This is a genomic window from Micromonospora echinospora (assembly GCF_900091495.1).
In the GTDB taxonomy this organism is placed as follows: domain Bacteria; phylum Actinomycetota; class Actinomycetes; order Mycobacteriales; family Micromonosporaceae; genus Micromonospora; species Micromonospora echinospora.
In genome coordinates this window covers 6,505,868-6,522,571 of the sequence record NZ_LT607413.1, presented here as the reverse complement: position 1 = coordinate 6,522,571, position 16,704 = coordinate 6,505,868, and the positions used below count along the sequence as shown (strand labels likewise).

The following is a 16,704-nucleotide window of genomic DNA, read 5'->3' as shown; positions in this document are numbered from 1 at the left end:
GTGCGTCGGAACCTACGCGATCTCGACGAAGTCGAGTTCCGCCCAGCGGCTGCGGTGGGTCAGCCGGAGGGTGTTGTTGCCGGCGTTGAGCGTGACGTCGGCCCGGACCTGCCGCCAGGTCTCCCAACCCGTGTTCGGGTAGGTGACCGCCTGGGCCGCCCCGCCGTTGACGGTCAGGGTGTGCTGGGCGTCGCCGTAGCCGGCGGCGTACGCGATGTGCGCGGTGTAGTTTCCGGCGCGCGGGGCGAACACGGTCACCTCGACCCAGCTGTCGGCGTGGTCGATGTACGCCACGGCCTGCCCCTGGGAGGCGGTGGTGGTGGCGCGGACCGCGCAGTTGTTGAGCCGGCCCCGCTCGGTCTCGTAGCGCACCCGGCTGCCCCGCACGACGGGGTACCCGCCGGACCAGCCGAGGTCCGCCACGTACATCCCCCGGGCGCTGTTGTTGTTGATCCAGCCGTGGAAGACGATGCGGTCGCCGCCGGCCTCCCGGACGACGTCCGCGCCGCCGGGGCCCCGGACGGCGTTGTCCAGCGAGGCCGTGGTCATCAGCGAGCGGTACGCCTTGGTGTACGGACCGGTCAGTGAGGTCGAGGTCGCGTAGCTGGTCTGGTAGGCGTCGCCGCCGTACCCGCCGAGGGAGTAGAACAGCACGTACTGGCTGCCGACCTTGGTCAGCACGGGCGCCTCGATGACCCCGGCCTCCTCCGGGCGACCGCTGCGCAGCAGCTCCACCCGGGAACCCTGCAACGTCACCCCGTCGGCGGCGACCTGCTGGAGCCAGAGGCTGGTCGGCTGGCCGATCGCGTTGCCGTCGTCCTTGTAGAGCATGTACCGCAGGCCGGTGCTGTCGACGAAGCTGGACGCGTCGATGTTGCCGCCCTCGCCGCCGTTGCAGATCAGCGGCCCGGTGCCGACCGGGGCGAACGGGCCCAGCGGAGAGGTGGCGGTCGCGGCACCGATGCACTGCCGGCCCACGCTGCGGCTGAGCGCGGTGTAGTAGAGCACGTACCGGCCGTCGGCGCGGCGGAACACCTCGGGCGCCCAGGTGCGTCCGCCGCTGGCCCAGGCGCCGAGGGTGGGCAGGGCGTTCCCCCGCCGCGTCCAGGGGCCGGTCAGCGAGGTGGCGGTGGCCACCGGCACGTTGCCGTTGCCGTTGTTGGTCGAGTAGGCGTGGTAGGTGTCGCCGACCTTGAGGATGTCGGGGTCGGGGAAGTCACTGCCGATGACCAGCGCCGGTGCCGTGGTCGCGGCGGCGGCCGGCTGTGCACTGAGGACGAGGGGGCTGGCCGCGAGGGCGGCGACCAGGCAGGCGAGAAGTCGGCGCATGACCGAATACAACCACGTACATCGATGTAAAGAAAGGGTTTCGGCGCTACCGGGCGGTGTGCGGGTCGCGCGATGGGCGGGCGGTCGGCTCGACGGGCGCCGCCGGTGGCGTGGTCGACACCAGGCTCGGCGACTGCTCCGGTCCACCGGCGAGCGAAACCAGCGACGTCAGCAGCGACAGGACCGCACCGCCGAGAGCCACCCCGCCGGCCATCGGCCAGTCAGCGGTCAGGACGTCGAACCAACCGTCGAGGGCCCAGAGGCCGAGCAGGGCCTGCGCGGCCGACTTGACCGCCCGTTCGGCGGCCTGCTTCCAGAAGGTCGTGGTGAACACGGTGTCTCCAGGTGCGACACGGCCCGGAACCGGCGCGGCCCGGGCGGAGGGGACAGGGCGGGTGAGCCGTCGGCGCGCGGCGCTCACCTGCGGACAGCCTCCCCGGACCGCCGTCCCGCCGGCGTCACCGACCGTCCGGCCCGCGAAGACGGGACCGCGCCGCCCGGACGCGCTCGTCGACGCCCGGGCTACCAGCGGTTGCGGGCCTCCTCCGCCCAGCCGACCAGACCGTCGAGGTCGATCCGCTCGCCGTCGTCGGTGGCCGCCCAGCCGGTGAAGTGCCCGAAGCACTGGTGGGTCTCGTTGGCGACGACGCCGAGGCTGGTGCGGGAGACCCGCTCGTGGAAGGGGTGGAACGTCACGTCGACCCGGGGTCCGGTGATCCGCCACGGCCGGGTCCAGTCGGCGCGGTCGTACCGCCAGCGCAGCTCGTCACCGATCTTGTGCAACCGGCCGTCGACGACGAGCGCGTTCTCGGTGCTCCCGGTGCCGTCGGTCCAGGCCCCGCCGAGCTGGATCGCGCGACCAGGGCCGGCGCCCGCGGCCCAGTTCCAGGTGATCGAGTACGGCCACTTGCCCCGCCCGTGGTCCAGCACCGCGAACGACTCCGCCGACGGGACGTCGTGCCAGGTGGTGCCCACCCGGAACCGGCCCTGCACCGGCCGACCGACGTCCTTGACCGTGTACTGGAAGCGGTGCCGTCCCCAGGGCACCACCACGCCGAGCGACTCGTGCCCCGGCGGCAGCGGCATGGTCAGGTCGATCTCGACCTGACCGGCGCTGGCCCGCAGGAGCGTCGCCTCGGGCGTCTGGTCGATCGTCACGGTCACCGCGCCGGCCCGGACCGACACCCGGCCCGCGCCGCTGCGCTCGGGCAGGACGACCCCGCGGGCCAGCGGCACCACCGCCTCCGTGGCGACCTCGGTGCCGGTGGCCCGGTCGAGCAGGTAGACGCTGTGCACCCCGGCGTAGTCCAGGGAGGACGCGACGACCCCGAGGATGTGCGTGGGGGTGACCACACCCCAGTACTCCCACCGCTTGCGCCGGCCCCAGCCCCGCAGGTTGGCCCGGTGCAGCGGCCGGCGGGTCCAGCCGACCGCGTCGGGGTCGAGGCGCCCGTCCGGCAGGCACAGCTCGACCGGCTCGGTGATCTCGCGCTCGTGCGTCACGGCGGCAGGATACCGGCCGGTTGGTCGTCGACGGAGGGTCGGCGGAACCGGCGACGGGCGGGTGCCCTGGGGTTCTCCGCACCCCACCCGGTGTGGTCGTCGCCGACGGAGTCGGTGGCCGGCCCCGTGGTCGACCCGCCGATCCGTTCGTAACGTGTGGAGCATGATTCGCACCGCGCACGCCCTGCCCACCACCGGCACCGCCGCCCGGTCGGCCGCCCCGCCCGAGGACGGCCTGGTCGGTTTCGTCACCGACCTGGTCGAACGGCTCGGTGGACCCGGGGCCGGTCTGGCCGTGGCGCTGGAGAACCTCTTCCCGCCGATCCCCAGCGAGGTGATCCTCCCGCTGGCCGGCTTCGTGGCGGCCCAGGGTCGGATGAGCCTGCTCGGCGCGATCTTCTGGACCACCCTCGGCTCGTTGCTCGGCGCGCTGGCGCTGTACCGGATCGGTGCCGTGCTCGGCCGGGACCGGATCCGGGCGATCGCGGCACGGCTGCCGCTGGTCAAGCTCAGCGACGTGGACCGCACCGAGGCGTGGTTCCTGCGGCACGGGGTGAAGGCCGTCTTCTTCGGCCGGATGATTCCGATCTTCCGTAGCCTGATCTCCGTACCGGCCGGGGTGGAGCGGATGCCCCTGGGAACCTTCGCCCTCTACACCACCCTGGGCAGCCTGATCTGGAACAGCGCCTTCGTGCTGGCCGGTTACCTGCTCGGCGACAACTGGCACCTGGTCGAGGGGTACGCCGGGGTGCTGCAGAAACTGGTCATCGTCGGTTGCGCGGTGGCCGTCTGCTGGTTCGTGGGCTCCCGCCTCGTCCGGGCCCGCCGGGGCGGGGCGTCAGCCGCTGGTCCGGTGCCGCCGGTCGGGCCCGCGCCGTCCGCCGCCGATCCGGTCGCCGTGCCGTCGCGTGTCGCCCCCGAGCCGGTCGGACCCGCGCCCCTGCGTGTCGCCCCCGATCCGGACGGGCGGGGCACGATCTACCGCAGCGCCCGCCCGGAGGAGTGGCCGACCGGCGGGCACGCCGACGGGCGGCCCTGAACCGGTGGCGGAGGACCGGCCGGAGTCGCCGCGCCCGGGAAGGATTCCCCTCGGGGTCGCCCTCGGGATTCTCACCGCCGGCGTCGGGGGGCTCTTCCTCGCGGTCGCGGCCGTCGCCGGGGCCACCGCCGGGGTCGTGCCCCCGGCCCGCCGCCCGGTACGCGCCGCGATCCGGCGGTACGCCTCGGCGCTCGTGCGGTACGAGCGCCGTCGCCTCGCCCGGTTCCACGACGCCGACCTCTCGCCCGGCGCGACGGGCGGGCGGAGGGAGGTGGGCTACCTGGCCGTACGCCTGCTGCCCGGGGTGCTCGGCCTGCTGGCGTACGGGCTGCTCGCCGTCGGTGTGGTGCTGGCGACGATCGTGCTGCTGGCCACGCTCCGGGGTGACCTCGGCGTGGCCGACGCGCTGGTACAGGTGGTCGTCGGTGCGGCGTTGTTCCTGGTGAACGTCCAGGCCGTGGTGAGTGTCGGCGCGTTGGACGTGCGGCTCGCCCGGCGTCTGCTCGGCCCGAGCCGGCGGGAACTGCTCGAGGACCGCGTCCGGGAACTGGTGGTGAGCCGGGCGGGCGTGATCGCCGCGGTGGACGCTGAGCGGCAGCGCATCGAGCGGGACCTGCACGACGGGCTCCAGCAGCGGCTCGTCGCCCTCGGGATGCTGCTCGGCCGGGCCCGCCGAAGCCGGGACGCCGCCCGAACGGCCGAACTGCTCGCCCAGGCCCATTCCGACGTTCAGCAGGCCGTCGTGGAGCTGCGTGAGGTGGCCTGGCGGGTGTACCCGTCGGCGCTCGACGACGCCGACCTCGGACAGGCGTTGGAGTTGGTCGCCCAGCGCTCCGACGTGCCGGTCCGCATCCGCTGCGACCTGCCGGCACGGCCCGCCCGGCAGGTCGAGACGGTGCTGTACTTCGTGGCCTGCGAGGCGCTGACGAACGCGGCGAAGCACGCCGCCGCTACCCTGATCACCGTCGAGATCGGTGCTGGGGAGGGGGCGGTCCGGATGGCGGTGCGTGACGACGGCGTCGGCGGGGCCGACCCTGCCGGGCGGGGGCTGTCCGGCCTGGCCCGCCGGGTCGGGGCCCTCGACGGGCGGCTGTGCGTCGACAGCCCTGCCGGCGGGCCCACCACCGTCTCCGTGGAGCTGCCGTGCGGATAGTGCTCGCCGAGGACTCCACCCTGCTGCGGGAGGGGCTGGCCCGGCTGCTGGCCGAGGAGGGGCACGACGTCGCGGCCACCGTCGCCTCCGCCGAGGAGCTGACCGGGGCCGTCGACCGGCACCGGCCCGACGTCGTGGTCACCGACGTGCGGATGCCACCCACCCACACCGACGACGGGCTGCGGGCCGCCCTGGAGGTCCGGCGGCGCTGGCCGTCGACCGCCATCCTGGTGCTCTCCCAGTACGTCGAGAAGCGGTACGCCACCCGCCTGCTCGCCGACCGCCCGGAGGGTGTCGGCTACGTCCTCAAGGACCGGGTCGCTCAGGTGGACGACTTCCTCGACGCACTCGACCGGGTGGCGGCGGGCGCGACGGCGCTCGATCCCGAGGTGGTCCGGCAGGTCCTGGCCGGCGCGGACCCGGCCGATCCGCTCACCCGGCTGACCCCGCGCGAGCGGGACGTGCTGCACCACATGGCACAGGGCCACACCAACGCGACCATCGCGGAGCGGCTGCACGTGTCGCAGAGCGCGGTGGAGAAGCACATCAACACGATCTTCGACAAGCTCGACCTGCCACGGGCGGCCGGCTACAGCCGCCGGGTGCTGGCGGTGCTCCGCTACCTCGGGGTCTGAGTCCGCCGGGCAGGTCAGTCCCGCGCGGGCAGGGTGAACCGCCAGCGCCGCGCCCGCAGGACGGGGACGAACCGGTCGACCGCCTCGACGGTCTGGTGGCGGTCGCCACCGCCGTCGTGCAGCAGCACCACGGCGCCGGGCGTGACCCCGTCGACCAGCCGTCGGACGAGTTCGTCGGTGCCGGGCGGCTCCCAGTCGCCGACGGCCAGCCGCCAGCCGAGCGGGCGCATGCCCAGGGCGGCGGCCACGGCGGGCGTCCCTCCCCAGGCGCCGTAGGGGGCGCGGAAGTACCGGATCCGGGCACCCGGCACGGCCCGTCGGATGGCGTCGTTGGTCGCCCGCAGGTCCGCCGCGATCCGCTCGGCCGGCCAGCGGGCCATGTCGTCGTGGCGCATGCCGTGGTTGCCCAGGGCGTGCCCGTCGGCGACGATCCGGCGGACCACGTCGGGGTGGTCGTCGACGTGCTCGCCCCAGAGGCAGAACACGGCGGCGACCCGGTGCCGGCGCAGGACGCCCAGCAGCCGCAGGGTGTCGGCGGGGTTCGGTCCGTCGTCGAAGGTGAGGCTGACCGTGCGGCCACCGCCCCGGGCGGAGTCGACGACGGCGGTGCTGACGGGGCGGGCCGGGGCGGGGAAAGGCGCGCCGGCCGGGCCGGGCACGGGGGAGGGTGGCATCGGGGCTCCTGTCCGTACCGGGGCCGTCGCCGAGGGCGCGGCCGGGCTCAGTGTTCGAGGTAGGTGGCGTGGTCGAAGTCGGCATGGACGCCGTCGTTGCCCAGGTCCTGGACCCAGAGGCCGAGGAACGCCCCGGTGAATCCCCACGCCGCCGGTTCCCCGTCGACGACCAGGGCGGCGTGTTCGTCGGAGAGGACGGTGGCGTCCAGCTCCACCGGCAGGTCCCGCCAGCCGGCACCGAGGTTGTACCCGAACCGGACGACCGGGCCGTCGAACACCGCCCGCAATCCGACCCGACCGGCGTCGCCCACCTCGACGGTGAGGTCGGGGTACGTCCTCCGTCGTCCGCTGTCCGCGCTGAGCAGCTCCAGCACCAACCGCCCGTGGTCGTCCCGGGTCAGGTAGAGGTAGTGCCAGTTCAGGGTGTTGTAGTAGGCGGTGATCCCGGCGAGGTGCCGGTGGTCGATCGGGTCGAACTCGACCACGGTCTCCAGCGAGCAGCGGGTCGCCCCGACCCGCCGGGCGACCAGGCTCGGCGTCTGCCGGCCGACGGGTGACTGCCCCCCGCGCACCCGCAGGTGGGACGGGCGTACCCGCAGGTCGAGCCAGTCCGGGCCGGCCGGCCGGCGCAGTGTCGACCAGTCCGGACCGAGCCGGTCGTCGTCGAAGTGGTCGGTGGCCGGTGCCGGCGGCCACGGGTGCGGGGGCAGGTCGGGCGCGGTGACCTCGTCCGCCGGCACGCCGCCGGGCACGCGGGGCCAACCGCCCGGCGTCCACTCGACCCGCTGGATCGCGGTCTCCCGCCCCAGCACGCAGTTGCCCAGGGGCGTGTAGGGGCGTCCGACCAGGTGCGCCAGGTACCAGTCACCGGCCGGGGTGCGGACCAGGCTGCCGTGACCGGCCTTCTGCAACCGCAGGTCCGGGCGACCGACCGAGGTCAGCATCGGCCCGGCCGGGTCCACCTCGTACGGCCCGAACAGCTCGCGTGACCGCGCCACGGTGACCTGGTGCTCCCAACTGGTGCCCCCTCGGCGGTGACCAGCCAGTACCAGCCGTCGTGGCGGTAGAGGCGGGGTGCCTCGGTGAGCCCGACGGAGGTGCCCGTGAAGATCGTCCGGGGACGGCCGACCAGGCGGCGTCGCCGACGGTCGTAGCGTTGGATCTCGATGCCGGCGAAGCGGTTCCGGCCAGGCCGCCAGTCGGCGCTCATGCTCAGCAGCCAACTGTCGCCGTCGTCGTCGTGGAACAGCGAGGCGTCGAAACCCCGCCCGTGCAGCGTCACCGGATCCGACCAGGGACCGGCGATGTCGGGCGCGGTGACCAGGTAGTTCTGCGGATCCCAGTAGCCGCTGGCGAAGCTGGCCACGTCGCTGTACACCAGCAGGAACTCGCCGTCGTGGTAGGACAGGTCCGGTGCCCACACCCCGTTGGAGTCCCCGCAGCCGCGCAGGTCGAGCAGGCGGCGCTCGGTGATGATCCCGCCCAGCGGTCGCCAGTGCACCAGGTCACGGGAGTGGTGCACCCGCACCCCCGGATACCACTCGAAGGTCGAGGTGGCCAGGTAGTAGTCGTCGTCCACCCGCAGGATCGACGGGTCCGGGTGGAATCCCGTCAGGACGGGATTGCGGATCGCCCGTGCGGCGGTCGCCACGTCAGCGGTCTCGGTCGACATGTCGGCTCCTCGGGTGCGACTTTCGGCAAACTTCCGGAAGTCCGTTCCGGGAACTCTGGAAGTTACGACCACGGTAGCGGCTCTTGTCGCGATAGGACAGACCCCTTGACCCGGTGTGCAACCACGTCGTAGCGTGCCCGCCATCACCTGGTAATACCGGCACCGCTTGCGAAACTTCCGGAACACCCTGGCCGCATCACGCCGGCCAGATCGGCATCCGAGCACCTCGTGAGTCCCCGAAGGGATGAACCATGGCAGCGCACCTCTCCCGCAGAACGCTGTTCGGCCTCGTCGGCGCCGGTGCCGGCGCCTACCTGCTCGGCGCCTGCGGCGGCGGGGACTCCGGCGACCCGGACGACCCGCAGACGATCAACTGGTGGCACATCCAGAACACCGAGCCGATGCTGCCGGTCTGGGCGGCGATGGCGAAGGAATACCAGTCCGCGCACGACGGCGTCACCGTCAAGATCCAACCTCTGGAGAACGAGGCGTTCAAGGCCAAGCTGACCACCGCCACCCAGGCCGGAAGCCCGCCCGACCTCTTCCAGTCCTGGGGCGGCGGCGTGCTCAAGCAGCAGGTGGACGCGGGCCTGGTGAAGGACCTCACCGACGACGTCAAGCCCTGGGTCGGCTCGTTGCTGCCCCTGGCGTTGGAGCCGTACACCATCGACGGGCGGATCTACGGCGTACCGTTCGACCTCGGCATGGTCGGTTTCTGGTACAACAAGGACCACTTCGCCAAGGCCGGGATCACCGCCGCGCCGACCACCTGGGCCCAGCTCCTGGACGCGGTCACCAAACTCAAGGCGGCCGGCATCGTCCCGGTGGCGCTGGCCGGCAAGGACAAGTGGCCCGCCCACTTCTACTGGGCCTACCTGGTGATGCGGATCGGTGGGCTCGGCGCGTTGCAGCAGGCCGCCAAGGACAAGAACTTCGACACCCCCGACTTCGTCGCGGCCGGCCAGCGGTTCAAGGAACTGGTCGACCTCCAGCCCTTCCAGAAGGGGTTCCTCGGCGCCGAGTTCGGCTCCCCGGACGGACAGGCCGCCACGATGGGCAACGGCGGCGCGGCCATGGAGCTGATGGGTCAGTGGGCGCCGTCGGTGCAGGCGTCCTCCTCCACCAGCAAGAAGGGCATCGGCGACAAACTCGGCTTCTTCCCGTTCCCGGCCGTCGACGGCGGCAAGGGCGCCGCCACCGAGGTGTTCGGCGGCGGTAACGGCTTCGCCGTCGGCAAGGACGCCCCCGCCTCCACCGTCGACTTCCTCAAGACGCTGCTCAGCGTGGACAGCCAGCGCACATCCGCGGCGACCGGCGCGGTGCTGCCGACCGTCACCGAGGCCACCTCGGCGATCACCGACGTGAACAACAAGGCCGTGGCGCAGACCCTGGCCAGCGCGACCGGGTTCCAGCTCTACCTGGACCAGGCGTACCCGCCGGCCGTCGGCCAGCAGGTCAACGACAGCGTGGCCGCGTTGGTCGCCGGCGACAAGAGCGCCGAGCAGATCGTCAAGGACATCACCGCGGTGGCGAAGAGCCAGTAGGCCATGGCCGACCACCGACCCGTACCCGTCCGTGACAGCAACCGAGTGGAGCAGGCATGACCAGGCCGCCGACGACGTCGGGTGTGCGGGACAGCGTGGTCGCCACGGCAGTGGCGCCGCACCCGGTGGCCGCGCGACCGCGTGGCCGCCGGGTGCGACCGGGCCGACTGGGTACCCTCGCGGTCTTCCTGGCTCCGGCGGTGGTGCTGTTCCTCCTGCTGGTGATCGCCCCGATCGTGGTGGCGAGCTACGCCAGCCTGTACAAGTGGAACGGCTTCGGCCTGCCGGAGAACTTCGTCGGGCTGGACAACTACACCCGCGCCTTCGGGGACGCCACGTTCCGCGGGGATCTGTGGCGCGGACTCGTGCTGATCGTCCTGTCGCTGCTGATCCAGTTGCCGGTCGCCCTCGGCCTGGCCATGCTGCTCAACCAGCCGCTGCGGGGACGCAGTGTCTACCGGCTGGTCTTCTTCGCCCCGTACGTGCTCTCCGAGGTCACCACCGCCGTCCTGTTCACCCTGGTGTTCTCCCCGAACCGGGGGCTGGGTGACACGCTGACCAGTCTGCTCGGCGCGGACGCCGGCACGATCTTCGCCGACCCGGACACCGTGCTGATCGCCGTCTTCCTGGTGGTCTCCTGGAAGTACTTCGGCTTCTACATGATCCTCTACCTGGCGGGCCGGCAGAGCATCCCGAAGGAGATCCACGAGGCGGCCACCGTCGACGGGGCCGGCGCCTGGCAGGCGTTCCGGCACGTCACCCTCCCGTTGCTCGGCCCGACCATCCGGATCAGCGTCTTCCTGTCGGTCATCGGCACGATCCAGCTGTTCGACATGGTGTGGGTGCTCACCGGCGGCGGTCCGATCCACGCCTCGGAGACCATGGCCGTGACGATGTACCAGTACGGCTTCCGGCGCTTCGAGGTCGGCTACGCCAGCGCGATCAGCATCGTCATGTTCCTGCTGAGCATGCTCTTCGCCCTGTTCTACCAGCGGATCGTCATGCGCCGCGACACCGAGGGCGCGCTCACCACCCAGGGAGGCCAGCGATGACCACCACGACGGACCCCGGGGTCCGGGCCCGCCGCATCGTGCTGCATCTCGTCTCCGTCGCCGTCGGCGCGCTCATCGTCGTGCCGGTCCTGTTCGGCGTGCTCGGCGGCTTCAAGGACAACGGCCAGCTCTCCACCAACCCGCTCGGCTGGCCCGATCCGTGGGTGCCCGGGAACTACACCGGCATCCTCACCTCCGAGGTGTTCTGGCGTCAGCTCGGCAACAGCGTCCTCATCGCGGTGACCAGCACGGTGATCGTGGTCGGGTCGGCGGCGATGGCGGCGTTCGTCCTGGCCCGTTACGCCTTCCGGGGCCGGGAGCTGCTGGCGACCCTCTTCGCCATGGGGCTGATGTTCCCGTTCGCGGTGGCGATCCTGCCGCTGTTCGTCCTGCTGCGCGGAATGGGCCTGCTGGACAACCCGCTCGGGGTGATCCTGCCGCAGGCCGCGTTCGGGCTGCCGGTCACCATCATCATCCTGCGGCAGTTCTTCCGTACCATCCCCGGCGAGGTCGAGGAGGCCGCCGTCATCGACGGGTGCGGCCCGTTCGGGTTCTTCTGGCGGATCCTGCTGCCGATGGCCCGTCCCGCCCTGGCCACCGTCTCGGTGCTGGCCATCGTGTCGAGCTGGAACAACTTCATGCTGCCGCTGGTGGTCTTCACCGACCAGGGCTGGTGGACCCTCCCGGTGGGGGTGCAGGCCTTCCAGGGGCAGTACGCCGACGACACCGCCCGGGTGCTCGCCTACGTGGTGCTGTCCATGGTGCCGGCGCTGGGCTTCTACGCTGTGGCCGAACGCCAGCTCATCGGCGGTCTGGCCGGCAGCGTGAAGGGCTGAGCCGCCGTCCACCGCCAGCGGGGGAGCGTCGGCGGCTCCGGTAGCCTTCACCGACCACAGGCACGAGCCACGACGAAAGGGCGGACCGTGGGCGCCGAGAACGACCGGAACGTCACCATCGCGATGATCGCGCGCCTGGCCGGCGTTTCCGTGCCGACGGTCTCCCGGGTCATCAACGGCCGCTCCGACGTCGCCCCGCAGACCCGGGAGCGGGTCGAGGACCTGCTCACCCGGCACGGCTACCGCCGTCGTCCGCCGAGTCGGCGGCCCCGGTCCGGCCTGGTCGACCTGGTCTTCAACGACCTGGACAGCCCGTGGGCGGTGGAGATCATCCGTGGGGTGGAGGACGTCGCGCACGGCAGCGGCATCGGCACCGTCGTGTCGGCGATCCACCGGCGCACCTCGTCGGCCAAGCAGTGGCTCGACAACATGCGGACCCGCTCCACCGAGGGGGTCATCTTCGTGACCTCGATGGTGGCGCCCCCGTTGCAGGCCGAGCTGCGCCGCCTCAACATCCCCGTGGTCATCGTCGACCCGGCCGGGGTGGCCCCGCAGGAGGCGCCGACCGTCGGGGCCACCAACTGGGCCGGCAGCCTGCGGGCCAACCAGTACCTGCTCGGCCTCGGCCACCGGCGGATCGGGTTCATCGCCGGGCCGCCGCAGCTGATGTGCAGCCGGGCCCGGCTCGACGGCTACCGCGCCGCCCTCGAGGCCGCCGGCATCGCCTTCGACGACACGCTCGTCCGTCCCGGCAACTTCTACCACGAGGCCGGGTACGCCGCCGGCACCCAGCTGTTGGCGTTGTCGGACCCGCCGACGGCCATCTTCGCCTCCAGCGACCAGATGGCGCTCGGCGTCTACGAGGCGGTGCGCAAGCGCGGCCTGCGGGTGCCCGACGACGTCAGCGTGGTCGGCTTCGACGACCTGCCCGAGGTCCGCTGGTGCTCCCCGCCGCTGACCACGATCCGTCAGCCGCTGGCCGAGATGGGCATGCTCGCGGCGCGGACCGTGTTGCGGCTGGCCCGGGGCGAGAAGATCGAGAGCCCTCGGGTGGAGCTCGCCACCGAACTCGTCGTCCGCGACAGCGCCGCCCCGCCGGCCGACCGGTAGGGTCCGCCTCACCGGTCCCGGACCGCTCCGGTCGACGGCGACGCCGTACGGCCGACGTCCGCCCCCGTGCCGGGCGTCGACGCGGACCCGACGGTGACCGGCTGATTTTCGCCATCGTGTAGGAAACCTTCCCCTTGACCGTTGACTCCGTCGAATCCTGACATAAAAATCTCCTTCAATATAGAAAGCGATCGATGTCGATCGCGGACGTGGAGGGAGGCAACCGTGGTAGCTCTGAGAGGCGAGGTGTCCTGGTTCTGTTGCGGCAACGCCTGGGGGCCGTGCGGCTCGACCGGGTTCGGGGCCTGCGGCACGTGCAGCTCCGGCAACTACCAGCACGCGTGGCCGAACGCCTCGGACGCGTGCCTGGCCATCACCCGGCCGCACGCCTGCGGGATCACCGGGATGAGCCGCCGCACCTGCGGCTACCGGCACTACACCACCAACCTCTGCAACAACGCGCGGATCGGCACCACCATCGCCGACTGCGGCCCGCAGACCGACCTGTGGTGCGGCGAGCGCACCTGCTGCGGCTCCGCCTGCGGCAGTAACCGGATCATCGACCTGACGCCCGCGGCGTACAGCGTGATCGCCAGTCTCTCCACCGGGCTGCGGCCCTGTTCGGTCGACTCGGTCTAGAGGGAGGCCCAGGATGAACCAGACAGTCGACCGCCGGCGGCTGCTCGCCACCGCCGCGCTCGGTGGCGTCGTCGGCGCCACCGGACTCGGCTCGCTCGCCCCCGAGGCCGCCTTCGCCACCGAAGCCGTCGGCGTCGAGCCGGGCGCGCCCGACCCGAACTTCGCCGAGGGTCTGATCAGCTCGATCTCCGGCCACATGCTCCTGGTGACCGGCTCGGACACGGTGCTGCACTCGATCCGGATCACCGACGGCACGAGCATCTGGAAGCTGCACCCGACCACCTTCGACCGGATCGCCGTCGGCGACGGCCTCTACGCCCGGGGCGTCCGACTGCCCGACGGCACCCTCGCCGCGGACTCCGTCTGGGTCAACATCGTCAACCTGCACGGGCACATCGCCGCGGTCGGCCGCAACGTGGTGCACCTGGACCACAAGGGCCGACGGATCGTCGCGCACGTCGTGCCCGGCCGCTCCGCCGCGGTCTACAACGGCACCCCGGCGGTCAGCGACCTGTCGCTGCTGCGGGTCGGCCGCCACGTCCAGATCCTCGGGGCCTGGCACCCGAAGACCAACGAGATCGACATCGCCACCGTCTACGCCGCCGCCTGACGCGCCGCGCCCCGGGCGACCGCACCGCCCGGGGCGTCACCCGCCGGATCACCTGAGGGAGAACCCATGATCGACATGATCGCGGCGCTGCAACCGCTGCTCGTCGGTGCGGTACTGCTCTGGTCCGCCCGCCTCAAGCTGTTCAGCCGGCACGCCACCGCGACCGCCCACCGGTCCGGGCTCGTCGTGCTGCTCGGCGAGCGCCGGGCCCTGCCCGCGTACCGGGTGCTCGGTGCCGTCGAGCTGACCCTCGGCGCGGCGCTGCTGCTGCCGCCCACGCTACGGATGGAGGCGGTGGCCGTGACCACGCTGGCCGCCGGTTTCCTCGCCTACCTCGGCTACACCCGGCGCGTCGCGCCGACCGCCTCGTGCGGCTGTCTCAGCGCCCAGCCGACCCCCGTCTCCGGGCGCAGCCTCCTCCGGGCCGGACTGCTGGTGGCCGCCGGCGCGCTGGCCGCCACGACCACCACCGGCTGGTTCGCCGCCCTCGCCGACCGGCCGGTGGCCGGTGGCCTCGTGCTGCTCGCCGAGGCGGCGGCGGTGGTCGGGCTCTCGCCCGAACTGGACGCGACCTGGTTGCTGCCGCTGCGCCGGCTTCGCGCCCGGCTGACCCACCCGCTGCGCGGCGGCTCCGGTGTGCCGCTGCTCGCCACCGTGCAGCAACTCCAGCTCAGCGACGCCTACCGGCGGGTGGCCGCCCTGCTGCGCTCCGACGTCCGCGAGCACTGGGACGCCGACGGCTGGCGCTTCGCCGCGTACGCCGCGCGCTACCAGGGCCGGACGGCGACCGCCGTGTTCGCCGTACCGCTGGCCGACCCGGAACCGGAGGCGGTGCGCGTCGCGGTGGTCGACGACACCACCGGGCAGACCCTGCTCAGCCTGGCCGGCACCACCCCACCCACCGACGGCCGGCTTACCGTCGTCCCCGCCTGAGCCGGACCGTGCGCCCAGGTCACCGACTCCCGGGCGAGCACGTGGCGGCTCCGGGGACGGCGCGGCCGGTCACCGGTCGCGTTCGGCCGCGACGAGTTCCCGGGTGGCCGGGGCGACCTCGGCGGCGAACCGCTCGATCGTGGCCGGGTCGTCGGCCGCCAGGACGAAGGCGCTCACCCCGTACTCGACGGTCAGGCCGGCCAGGTCCTCGGCCCACTGCTCGGCCGGGCCGTCGAGGAACGCCGTGCCGGTCGCCGCGAAGCGGCCGGTGACGTTGAGCAGCCGCCGGATCTCCGTGGGCGCACGCCCGGCCGCGTGGGCGCCTTCGTCGATGTGCGTGTTCAGCCCGGCCAGGTCCTCGGCGCCGCCGGGCAGGTAGCCGAGGGACGGCAGCGCGCCGTCGGCGAGCCGGCCGACCAGCCGCAGCATCCTCGGCTTGTAGGCGCCCACCCAGATGTCGACGTCGTGGGCGGGAGCCGGGCCGCGCTTGGCGCCGACCACCCGGTAGTGGTCGCCCTCGACCCGCACCGGGCCGCCGCGCTCCGTCGCCCAGACCTCCCGGATGATCCGGATGCCCTCCGCCAGCGCCGCCACCGACTCGCCCGGGGACAGCCGTCGGCCGCTCATCGCCTCGATGGCGTCCCAGAACCCGCCGGCGCCGATACCCAGCTCGATCCGACCACCGCTGAGCCGGTCCAGGCTGGCCACGCTGCGCGCCAGCACCGCCGGTGCGCGCAGGGGGAGGTTGAGGACGTTGCCGGCGAGGCGGACGCGTTCGGTGCGCGCGGCCACGTACGACAGCAACGTCCACGTGTCGTGGAAGGTCGGCAGGTAGGGGTGGTCCTGGAAGGTCACCAGGTCCAGTCCCGCCCGGTCGGCCACCACGGCCAGCTCGACCGCCCGGTGCACCGGCTCGGCGGCGGGCGTGACGAACACCCCGAAGAGCAGGTCGTGCCCGTAGTCGGTCAACGCGGTCCTCCCTCCGGGCGCCGACCACCGGCACCCGCTGGCCCCATGATGGCCCGACCCCGTCCCCGGGTGGGCCGAAACCGTGCCACCGGCCACCGGCCCCGTCCCGGGGCACCGGTAACGGCTTGCGGGTTACCCCGCCGTACTGCGGCACCACCGCGGACGGTCAGCCGGCGTGTCGGGTGGACGGCAGCGGCAGCCAGGCCAGGACGTCCCGGATCCACTCGTCCCAGTAGCCCCAGTCATGGTCGCCCGGTCCGAACCGGACGGTAACCGGCACGTCCCGCTTCCGGGCCGCCTCGACGAACCGCACGCTGTCGTCGTACAGGAAGTCCTCGGTGCCGCAGGCGACGTAGAGCCGGGGCAGCCGGGCCCGCCGGTCCGCCGCCGCATCGAGCAGGTGCAGCACGTCGTCGGGGGAGCCGGCCACCGGCCGGTCGCCGAAGACGGTGTGCCAGAGCCGCGCGTCGATCGGATGGTCGTCGGTGCCTGGGGAGCGCTCGGCGATGTCGAGCGCCCCGGACAGGCTGGCCGCCGCCGCGAACCGGTCCGGGTGCCGCAGCGCCCACTTGAACGCGCCGTACCCGCCCATGGACAGCCCGGCGACGAAGGTGTCGGCGGGCCGGTCGGACAACCGGAAGAACGACCGGCAGACCTCGGGCAGCTCCTCGCTGAGGAAGGTCCAGTACCGGTGGCCGTTCTCCTCGTCGGTGTAGAAGCTGCGGTCGACCCGGGGCATGACCACCGCCAGGCCCAGCGGGGCGACGTACCGTTCGATCGAGGTGCGCCGCAGCCAGATGGTGTGGTCGTCGCTGAGCCCGTGCAGCAGGTACAGCACCGGAGGGTCACCGGCCGGGGCGGCGCCGGCCAGGCCGATCTGGGACGTCGTCGGTTGGGGCAGGATCACCGTCATCGAGGTGCCCATGCCGAGCGTCTCGGAGTGGAAGTCGCAGCTGACGAGGGCCATGACCGGAAACGATAGTGCCCGCTGGCCGCACCGCCGACG

General features: G+C 72.8%; 17 protein-coding genes and 1 pseudogene. 10 read left to right on the top strand and 8 right to left on the bottom strand.

Going from position 1 to position 16,704, the window contains the following annotated elements:
- Window positions 1–12: 12 nt before the first annotated feature.
- The 3 genes from GA0070618_RS28000 to GA0070618_RS27990 form a co-directional block, all read right to left on the bottom strand.
- Complete coding sequence (locus GA0070618_RS28000; RefSeq protein WP_088984294.1) at window positions 13–1,329, bottom strand: family 43 glycosylhydrolase; 1,317 nt, start codon at window positions 1,327–1,329, stop codon at window positions 13–15.
- 46 nt (window positions 1,330–1,375) lie between these two features.
- Window positions 1,376–1,663, bottom strand: coding sequence for a holin (locus GA0070618_RS27995; protein WP_088984293.1), 288 nt, complete (start codon window positions 1,661–1,663; stop codon window positions 1,376–1,378).
- Between the two features lie 188 nt (window positions 1,664–1,851).
- A complete protein-coding gene (locus GA0070618_RS27990) occupies window positions 1,852–2,832 on the bottom strand; it encodes a DUF2804 domain-containing protein (protein WP_088984292.1) in 981 nt (326 codons plus the stop codon).
- 163 nt (window positions 2,833–2,995) lie between these two features.
- On the opposite strand from GA0070618_RS27990, the gene GA0070618_RS27985 reads away from it, so the two are divergent.
- From GA0070618_RS27985 to GA0070618_RS27975, 3 genes are read left to right on the top strand one after another with little or no spacing between them, the layout of a single operon-like run.
- Window positions 2,996–3,871, top strand: coding sequence for a DedA family protein (locus GA0070618_RS27985; protein ID WP_088984291.1), 876 nt, complete (start codon window positions 2,996–2,998; stop codon window positions 3,869–3,871).
- Between the two features lie 4 nt (window positions 3,872–3,875).
- A complete protein-coding gene (locus tag GA0070618_RS27980; protein ID WP_088984290.1) occupies window positions 3,876–5,024 on the top strand; it encodes a sensor histidine kinase in 1,149 nt (382 codons plus the stop codon).
- Window positions 5,015–5,659, top strand: a complete 645-nt coding sequence (locus tag GA0070618_RS27975; RefSeq protein WP_088984289.1) for a response regulator — start codon at window positions 5,015–5,017, stop codon at window positions 5,657–5,659. The genes GA0070618_RS27980 and GA0070618_RS27975 overlap by 10 nt, the downstream gene beginning before the upstream one ends.
- Window positions 5,660–5,673: 14 nt before the next feature.
- Here GA0070618_RS27975 and GA0070618_RS27970 read toward each other — a convergent pair whose 3' ends face one another.
- The 3 genes and pseudogenes from GA0070618_RS27970 to GA0070618_RS34990 form a co-directional block, all read right to left on the bottom strand.
- Window positions 5,674–6,333: a polysaccharide deacetylase family protein gene (locus tag GA0070618_RS27970; RefSeq protein WP_088984288.1), complete on the bottom strand. Its 660-nt coding sequence runs from the start codon at window positions 6,331–6,333 to the stop codon at window positions 5,674–5,676.
- 47 nt (window positions 6,334–6,380) lie between these two features.
- Window positions 6,381–7,073: a beta-xylosidase family glycoside hydrolase gene (locus GA0070618_RS34995; protein WP_231931960.1), complete on the bottom strand. Its 693-nt coding sequence runs from the start codon at window positions 7,071–7,073 to the stop codon at window positions 6,381–6,383.
- A 75-nt stretch (window positions 7,074–7,148) separates the two neighbouring features.
- Window positions 7,149–8,005 (bottom strand): annotated as a pseudogene (locus tag GA0070618_RS34990) (family 43 glycosylhydrolase); the annotation flags it as partial.
- A gap of 251 nt (window positions 8,006–8,256) precedes the next feature.
- On the opposite strand from GA0070618_RS34990, the gene GA0070618_RS27960 reads away from it, so the two are divergent.
- The 7 genes from GA0070618_RS27960 (at window position 8,257) to GA0070618_RS27930 (ending at window position 14,729) form a co-directional block, all read left to right on the top strand.
- Window positions 8,257–9,549, top strand: coding sequence for an extracellular solute-binding protein (locus GA0070618_RS27960; RefSeq protein WP_088984287.1), 1,293 nt, complete (start codon window positions 8,257–8,259; stop codon window positions 9,547–9,549).
- 56 nt (window positions 9,550–9,605) lie between these two features.
- Window positions 9,606–10,601, top strand: a complete 996-nt coding sequence (locus tag GA0070618_RS27955; protein WP_088984286.1) for a carbohydrate ABC transporter permease — start codon at window positions 9,606–9,608, stop codon at window positions 10,599–10,601.
- The gene (locus GA0070618_RS27950; protein ID WP_088984285.1) at window positions 10,598–11,437 is read left to right on the top strand and encodes a carbohydrate ABC transporter permease; all 840 of its coding nucleotides are present in this window, start codon (window positions 10,598–10,600) and stop codon (window positions 11,435–11,437) included. Before GA0070618_RS27955 ends, GA0070618_RS27950 begins: the two co-directional genes overlap by 4 nt.
- Window positions 11,438–11,560: 123 nt before the next feature.
- Window positions 11,561–12,547, top strand: a complete 987-nt coding sequence (locus GA0070618_RS27945) for a LacI family DNA-binding transcriptional regulator (RefSeq protein WP_414467616.1) — start codon at window positions 11,561–11,563, stop codon at window positions 12,545–12,547.
- A 225-nt stretch (window positions 12,548–12,772) separates the two neighbouring features.
- Window positions 12,773–13,186, top strand: coding sequence for an RlpA-like double-psi beta-barrel domain-containing protein (locus GA0070618_RS27940; RefSeq protein ID WP_088984283.1), 414 nt, complete (start codon window positions 12,773–12,775; stop codon window positions 13,184–13,186).
- A 13-nt stretch (window positions 13,187–13,199) separates the two neighbouring features.
- On the top strand, window positions 13,200–13,796 hold the full coding sequence (locus tag GA0070618_RS27935) for a cell wall protein (protein WP_088984282.1): 597 nt from the start codon (window positions 13,200–13,202) through the stop codon (window positions 13,794–13,796).
- 66 nt (window positions 13,797–13,862) lie between these two features.
- Window positions 13,863–14,729: a MauE/DoxX family redox-associated membrane protein gene (locus GA0070618_RS27930; RefSeq protein WP_197701666.1), complete on the top strand. Its 867-nt coding sequence runs from the start codon at window positions 13,863–13,865 to the stop codon at window positions 14,727–14,729.
- Window positions 14,730–14,798: 69 nt separating this feature from the next.
- Here the strand turns inward: GA0070618_RS27930 and GA0070618_RS27925 are convergent, their stop codons facing one another.
- Together GA0070618_RS27925 and GA0070618_RS27920 are read right to left on the bottom strand one after the other, a co-directional pair.
- Window positions 14,799–15,698, bottom strand: a complete 900-nt coding sequence (locus tag GA0070618_RS27925; protein ID WP_088984281.1) for an LLM class flavin-dependent oxidoreductase — start codon at window positions 15,696–15,698, stop codon at window positions 14,799–14,801.
- A gap of 166 nt (window positions 15,699–15,864) precedes the next feature.
- Window positions 15,865–16,665 carry an alpha/beta hydrolase gene (locus GA0070618_RS27920; protein WP_088984280.1) on the bottom strand — a complete coding sequence of 267 codons (801 nt, stop codon included), beginning with the start codon at window positions 16,663–16,665 and terminating at the stop codon, window positions 15,865–15,867.
- Window positions 16,666–16,704 lie beyond the last annotated feature (39 nt).